Source organism: Paenibacillus silagei, assembly GCF_017874735.1.
Lineage (GTDB): Bacteria > Bacillota > Bacilli > Paenibacillales > Paenibacillaceae > Paenibacillus_AQ > Paenibacillus_AQ silagei.
This window is the reverse complement of sequence record NZ_JAGGLV010000015.1, coordinates 193774-200270: the sequence shown is the minus strand read 5'-3', so window position 1 is coordinate 200270 and position 6497 is coordinate 193774. Positions and strand designations below refer to the sequence as shown.

Here is a 6497-nt window from a genome sequence, read left to right as displayed (position 1 = left end):
CGATGCTCGAAAAGCGCAATAGAACGGTTTTTCGCACGGGGTGTGTCCCAGTAACCGTTTCCGCCCTTTGATTTGTATATGTAGTGTTGACGACTACAGCCTCATTTAGAATGGATGCGACGGATGCCACCCACTTATTTTCATTCCTGGGGGGTGACAAGGCCTCTGTCTTGTCATGCCTGTTTTTCGACTACATTTGGCCTACGCGCTGCCCCCGGTCCCATTATGGTCGGTTTGTCATGCCTGTTTTTCGACTACATTCGGCCTACGCGCTGCCCCCGGTCCCATTATGGTCGGTTTTTCGACTACTTTTGGCCCCCCCTCACCCTCGTCCAGCCCATTGTAATCGGTTTTTCGGATTCCCCTTTAACGCAAAAAGGGTGCCACAGGCAGCTGCTTCATTGCGGCCTCTGTGGCACCTTTATATTATTCTTAAGCCGTATAGCCAAAGCCCAGGATCGTGAAGCTCTTGTCCTGATCCTCCGGCGCCATCCGGATCTCCACCACATGCTCCCCGCTCTGCTCATTGTTGTATAGAATCACAGCGTTGCAGTGCGTCCAGCTATTCACATGCGGATCTGCCGTCAGAACCAGCTTGCCGTCCACATAGACCTCCGCCTTGCCTACATCCGGGTTGCCCGAATCCTTGAAGACCAGGATCAGATTCTTGCTGGTGATTGTCAGCCTGAAGCGATCCTCACCGGACGCAGCCGTGTGCATCCAGTTATGCGGGAATTGCGGAGTGCCGAACGGATTGGCATCCATCTCCACCTGCTGCAGCTCCTCATCCGTACCGTGGAAGCCGCCTGCTTCAATAGCAATCGCAGTACCTGCGCTGCCCAGATCACTTATACGGTCCAGCAGCCGGACATGGGCAAAATCATTGCCGAGCTCAGGCGGTCCCGCCAGCATATCCTGCTCCTTTTCATCCAATCCCATCCGGGCGGTCTCGGCGAAAAGGTAGCCCAGGGAGTCCGCCATTACGCGGTGCCCGTCATTCGTGGGGTGATAGATATCGTAGAAGAATTGCCGCTTGGAGATGATATTTCCTTCGGCCTTGCTCAGCCGGAACTGCTCTGTTACTGCATCTTTGACACTGACCATCGGGAGATTATAGCGTCTGCCTACCGGGGAGAGGCGGTCCTGCAGGTTCCAGTCATTCACGAAGACACTGAACAGCAGAATGACGGCAGGCTGGTTCGGCGCAGACAGGATTTTGAGACAAAGACTCTCGAAGCAGTTGCCCTTCGTCTCGTCCCCTTCATCATTCACGGCAAATTCCACCACTACGATGTCGGGAGCGGCTGCACCATCCCTCAGCACATCCCGCTCATAGCGGATCATCCCAAGCTCAGAGGGCGTCCCGCCAACCCCAGCCTTGATGAAATGAATATTCTCTCCACCCTCCTTGCCGAATAGCTCCTTAAATCTTAAGTACGACTGATAGGCATAGCATTCTGTATGAATGGGCTTAGCTCCGGCCCCCTGTGTGATGGACCCGCCAATATAAGCAATCGTCACATCCTCTCCGCTTTCAGCCTTGTCCATAGCCCGCTTCAGCCGCCGGTTATTGCCCGCATACAGCAGAGACTTCGCAATCATCGCGCGGTAAGCAGACGACTCGAAGTCTACGGAAGGTTCCGCTGTCAGCTCAGGCGCCGTGTACCCGTCATTCAGGTAGAGAACGATGCTCGCTGTCGCCAGTTCCCCCTCCTTACTGAATTCAAAAGCGTATTTGCCAGGAGCCACATCCTCCTCAGACCACTCTGTCTCCTCCAGCTTCACTAGGATTTCCGTTCCATCGCCCGGGCAGGGGACCCGCAGCTGCGTGCCGGTCTCATACTTGCTGGTTCTGCCCCAATTCTGCATAAGAAAAGTGACTGCTCCCCCTTCTTCCGCCGTCTTCACGGACACTCCAATGCTGTGCACCAGCTTGCGGAAGCCGGTCCAGTCTCTAAGCATCGCCAGCATCTGCTCATCCGTAACCCCGCCTATGTATTTGGCCTTATCAATCAGATAATTGCCTTCCAGATAGACCTCCTGCGAGGGCTTGCCCTCCGCCCGGGCGGTTGCCTCAATCGCCGTCTCGAACATGACGAAGAAGCCGTCACGGCGCTCCACTGGATCTTGGGGTGCCGCCGGACCCTCCAGCCCGCCAAGCCCGATACCGCTGTTATACTCTTCCATAACCATCAGCCTCACTTTGTCTGAAGGCGCTCTCATCCATCTGGAACAGGACAGCAGTACCCCGCCGCCATGCCAGCTCTAGACTTCAGCTGCGCCATAATCGTCTTCATTAACGCTTTCATTATAGCCCGGGGTGCCGGAACAGCTCAACGTACAATCTGAAGCTCTGTTTAGTTATTACAACAATTCGCTTGTTTGCCTCTATTGCAGTATTCCGGTGGAGATGAACAGAATCATATGCTCTTTGATCTTGTCCTGATCCAGCGGCTCATGGGATTTGTTCCATTCCGTGGTCAGAGCCAGATACATCCGCAGAATCATAAACGCCGCCACACTGGCATCGCAAGGCTTCACTTCTCCGCTCCCGATGGCCTCCTCAATCTGCTGCTGCAGGAAGTCCAGCGCATAGCCCTCCATCCGCTTCACGCCTTCGAGCGCCTGGGCCGTACCGATGTCCCGTACCTCCTGGGCCAGCTTGACGAACAGCTCATGGTCCAAGCGGAATTCCAGAATGGAATCCAGCAGATTAAGCAGCTTATGTACGAAGGAAGTTTGCTGCGCAGCCACACGGCTCATCACCGATGTTAATTCAGAGGTCGCCTTGTCCAGAATTTCCTCGAACAGTTCTTCCTTGGTTTTGAAAAAGGTATAGATCGTGCCTTTGCCCACATTGGCAATTCTGGATACCTGATCCATAGTCGTAGCCTTATAACCAAATTGAACAAAGGACAGGGTTGCTGCCTGCAGGATTAATGCTTTACGGTCAATGGACATGGGTAACACTCCATTCTCTAGAATACAAATTGACTAGAATTTATTTCCGGTCATTAATTACCACCCAATTTACCACGCCACCGGGAAGAAGACAATATTTTCATCAAAATATCACCGGATTCGGCACTCCGCAAGCCGCTCTTCTGCACAAAATGTCACCAAATGAGTATCCATTGCCGTTCTTTCTGGGGTATGATAGTAAAGATGCAACCACGAAACTAATTGTATGGATGGTGGAATATGTCTGAAATCAAAAAAACATCTAAGAACAAAAAAACCGTTGTAATTCTGGCCGCTCTAGTCGTTATTATCGCTGCGGCTGTGGTAATCTGGCTTACAATGGGCAACAAGAGTGAAGACAGCCCTGCTGCTACCGGAACCCCTGGCGCTACTGCCTCCAAAGACGGCGATACGAAGTCCCTGGAGCAGACGTTTTATATTTATGATACGGTTGTGAATATCAAGGTGTTCGGCAATACGGTAGAGCAGAAGAACATGGATGATATTCAGGCTATGCTGGAACGGATGGATATCGAGTTCAGCCGCACCAAGACGAACGGGGAATTGTACGCGGTGAATCAAGCCGCCGGCAAAGAAGCCGTTGCTGTGTCTGATGAAACACTGGATATCGTGAAGCTCTCCCTCAAATATGCTGAGGAAATGGACGGGCTGTATGATCCGACGGTTGGCCCGCTTGTGGATCTATGGGCGATCGGCGAAGGCGGGGAGCATGTGCCTGACCAGGCGGCGATCGACAAGGCCCGGAGTCTGGTCAATTACAAGGATGTGATTGTTGATGAGGCTGCGAAGACGGTCAAGCTGGCCAAAGAAGGCATGGTGCTGGACATGGGCGGAATCGGCAAAGGCTATGCGGCTGACCGGATCGCCGACTATCTCAAGGCTCAGGGCCTGAACAGCGCAATGATCAATCTCGGCGGCAGCAGCATTATCGCCCTTGGCAACAAGCCGAACGGCTCCCAGTGGAATATCGGCCTGCAGGACCCCGATCAGAGCCGGGGCACCCAGCTGGGCACGATTAAGATTACCGATGAGGTCATTGATGCTTCCGGGGTATATGAGCGCTTCTTCATGCAGGACGGAGTGCGTTACCACCATATCCTCGATCCGCGTACAGGCTTTCCTTCCCAGAACGGGCTGAAGAGTATCACCATCATGAGCCCCAACGCGACAGACGCGGACGCTCTTTCCACCGGTGTGTTCCTCATGGGCCTGGAAGAAGGCATGAAATATCTCGAAGCGCTGCCGGAGAAGGTGGAGGCCTTCTTCATTACAGACGACAACAAGATCTATGCCACCTCTGAGCTGAAGAAACGGCTGAATCTGACCGATTCGACTTACCAATTCGCGGACTAGGCTGCTGATGCCTTCCCTCACCGGCCGCTGGATAGAGAATTGTTGCACATATTGCAGGATTCCTCTATTCCGATTTACCGGCTGAAGTACAATGTTGCATAATTTGCACAAATTCCGGTGGTTAGCGCAAGTTAGCACTGGAATTGTTGCATTTTGGGCAGGATTTCAGCATAAATCGCTTCTATGAGACAGGATTGTTGTAATTCTTGCAGGATTTCAGTGAAAATGTTACTGGCTATGAAGCGCGGGGCACATCCCTCGACGCCAAAACACCCAAAAGGTGCCCTCCATTATGGAAGGCACCTTTGTTTGTATTATCGGACACGCCTTTGTAATCACTCAGCTCTCACACCAGCGGCAGCCCGCTGAACTCCTTATAATTCTTGAAGATATAGCTCGGCCTATGGTCCGTGCCCGGCTGCCGCCCGCGCGGATTGTACCAGCATACCTTCCAGCCTGCCGCCAGCGCGCCTACTACATCGTTGGCCCAGGTATCGCCCACATAAAGGCTGTTCTCCGGTGTAGTTCCCGTCACCCTGTTGACATGAGCGAAGATGGCCGGGTCCGGCTTCGCCAGACCGACAGCATCCGAGATGAAGATCATCTCCGGGGGAATGATCCGGTCGATGCCCAGCCCGCGCAGCTTGCCCATCTGGTGCTCCTGCGGGCCGTTGGTGATAATGCCTACCGGATGGCCCAGGCTAATGAACCGCTGAAGCTGCTCTGCTACGCCGTCAATCATCTCAATCGTGTACTGGCGGGCAATATAGGAGGCCTGTATCTGCACCGCCTGCTCCCGGTTGAGCGGCAACCCATATTCGGCAAAAGCCAGCTCCAGCCGCAGCACCCGTGTCTCCTCCAGCTCCATCTCCCCGCGCAGATACTTCGGCCACAGCAAGTCGCTATGATGCCTTACCGTGTAGAACAGCTCCGCATAATCCAGCTTGTCCTCCTCAGGGGCCAGCACCTCACGTACAGCTTCCCTGAAGGGGACCAGGTGGTCATATAGTGTATCATCCAGATCAAAAAATACAGCCAGCTTACTGCTTGTCTCCACCACTATAACTCTCCTAACTATATCTTCAGAAATATAAATGATAAGTGAAAAAGCTCTCGTCCCGCTCATAACCCTGAGCTTCGTATAGACGCTGTGCACCGGTATTGGTTGTCATGGTGGATAGCGTCAAACCCTTGGCGCCTGTCCCCTGCGCGAATCCCTTCACGCCTTCAAGCAGCAGTGAGCCCAGTCCCTGTCCCCGCTGCTCCTGCGTCACAAACAGATCATTCAGTATCCACACCGGCTGAACCGTAATGGAAGAGAATGAGGGATACAGCTGCGCTATCCCATAGATCCGCCTGTCTTCACCTTCACCGGCAACAGCCATGAAGACAACAGACTCTCCGTTCTCCAGTCTTGTCTGCAGGAATTCCCTGGCGGCTTCCCTGTCCGGCTGCTGGCCGTAGAAGCTGCGGTATTCATCGAACAGCGGTACAAGCTCCTCCACATCCTCAAGACCTGCCCGTTCAAAACGATAATTCAACAAAGGTAATCCCCCTTATTCCCTGGAATCATAAAAGACATGACGGGCGGTAATCTTACCATCCTCAATATCCATCAGGCCGAAGGAATATTGCTTCTCCCTGCGTTTGTCCGTGGGCGATCCGGGGTTGAACAGCAGAATCCCGTTCTCCCGGCGCATCAGCGGCTGATGGGAATGCCCGAAGAGAATGCAATCTACGTCCTGGCCTTCAAAAGCGAGCAGCGCATTACCGTCCGTCCCTTTGCGGGAATACGGAGCGTGTCCGTGAATCATTCCGATGCGCATGCCTTCAAGCGTAAGGATCTTGCTCTCGCCGAAGCGCTCAATAATCTCATAGCCATCGTTGTTCCCGGCAATCCCCTCTACCGGAGCAAGCTCGGCGAGCATATCGTAAATCTCCGGCGACACCCAGTCTCCCAAATGCAAAATGATATCCACCTGGCGAAATTCCTTCATAAGCACGGACGGCAGCCCCTTGGCCCGGCTTGAGAGATGTGTATCCGATACCACTCCAATCTTCATCTGCATTCTCCTCCTTATTCAAAATGGCTAAGAAGCGCGGTAAACTGCGATTCCCAGCCATTTTTATGTTCAAATCCAAGTTTACGTTCTATCATTGTA

General features: G+C 53.2%; 6 protein-coding genes. 1 reads left to right on the top strand and 5 read right to left on the bottom strand.

Translation table 11 applies throughout. From position 1 onward, the window contains the following. Positions 1 to 432: 432 nt before the first annotated feature. Positions 433 to 2187: an SGNH/GDSL hydrolase family protein gene (locus J2Z70_RS21565; RefSeq protein ID WP_209876618.1), complete on the bottom strand. Its 1755-nt coding sequence runs from the start codon at positions 2185 to 2187 to the stop codon at positions 433 to 435. Positions 2188 to 2388: 201 nt separating this feature from the next. Continuing rightward, a complete protein-coding gene (locus J2Z70_RS21560; protein WP_076081854.1) occupies positions 2389 to 2961 on the bottom strand; it encodes a TetR/AcrR family transcriptional regulator in 573 nt (190 codons plus the stop codon). A 240-nt stretch (positions 2962 to 3201) separates the two neighbouring features. On the opposite strand from J2Z70_RS21560, the gene J2Z70_RS21555 reads away from it, so the two are divergent. Beyond that, positions 3202 to 4335, top strand: coding sequence for an FAD:protein FMN transferase (locus J2Z70_RS21555; RefSeq protein ID WP_209876616.1), 1134 nt, complete (start codon positions 3202 to 3204; stop codon positions 4333 to 4335). Positions 4336 to 4681: 346 nt separating this feature from the next. On the opposite strand, the gene J2Z70_RS21550 is transcribed toward J2Z70_RS21555, so the two are convergent. From J2Z70_RS21550 to J2Z70_RS21540, 3 genes are read right to left on the bottom strand one after another with little or no spacing between them, the layout of a single operon-like run. Then, positions 4682 to 5392, bottom strand: coding sequence for an HAD family hydrolase (locus tag J2Z70_RS21550; protein WP_342593041.1), 711 nt, complete (start codon positions 5390 to 5392; stop codon positions 4682 to 4684). Positions 5393 to 5417: 25 nt separating this feature from the next. Continuing rightward, the gene (locus J2Z70_RS21545; RefSeq protein WP_036727920.1) at positions 5418 to 5876 is read right to left on the bottom strand and encodes a GNAT family N-acetyltransferase; all 459 of its coding nucleotides are present in this window, start codon (positions 5874 to 5876) and stop codon (positions 5418 to 5420) included. A 15-nt stretch (positions 5877 to 5891) separates the two neighbouring features. Beyond that, the gene (locus tag J2Z70_RS21540; protein WP_036727618.1) at positions 5892 to 6398 is read right to left on the bottom strand and encodes a metallophosphoesterase family protein; all 507 of its coding nucleotides are present in this window, start codon (positions 6396 to 6398) and stop codon (positions 5892 to 5894) included. Between the last annotated feature and the right edge of the window lie 99 nt (positions 6399 to 6497).

Coding starts and splice junctions, on each gene's coding strand:
- J2Z70_RS21540 (WP_036727618.1), bottom strand. CDS start 6,398: ATGAAGATTGGAGTGGTATCGGATACACATCTCTCAAGCCGGGCCAAG.
- J2Z70_RS21565 (WP_209876618.1), bottom strand. CDS start 2,187: ATGGAAGAGTATAACAGCGGTATCGGGCTTGGCGGGCTGGAGGGTCCG.
- J2Z70_RS21560 (WP_076081854.1), bottom strand. CDS start 2,961: ATGTCCATTGACCGTAAAGCATTAATCCTGCAGGCAGCAACCCTGTCC.
- J2Z70_RS21555 (WP_209876616.1), top strand. CDS start 3,202: ATGTCTGAAATCAAAAAAACATCTAAGAACAAAAAAACCGTTGTAATT.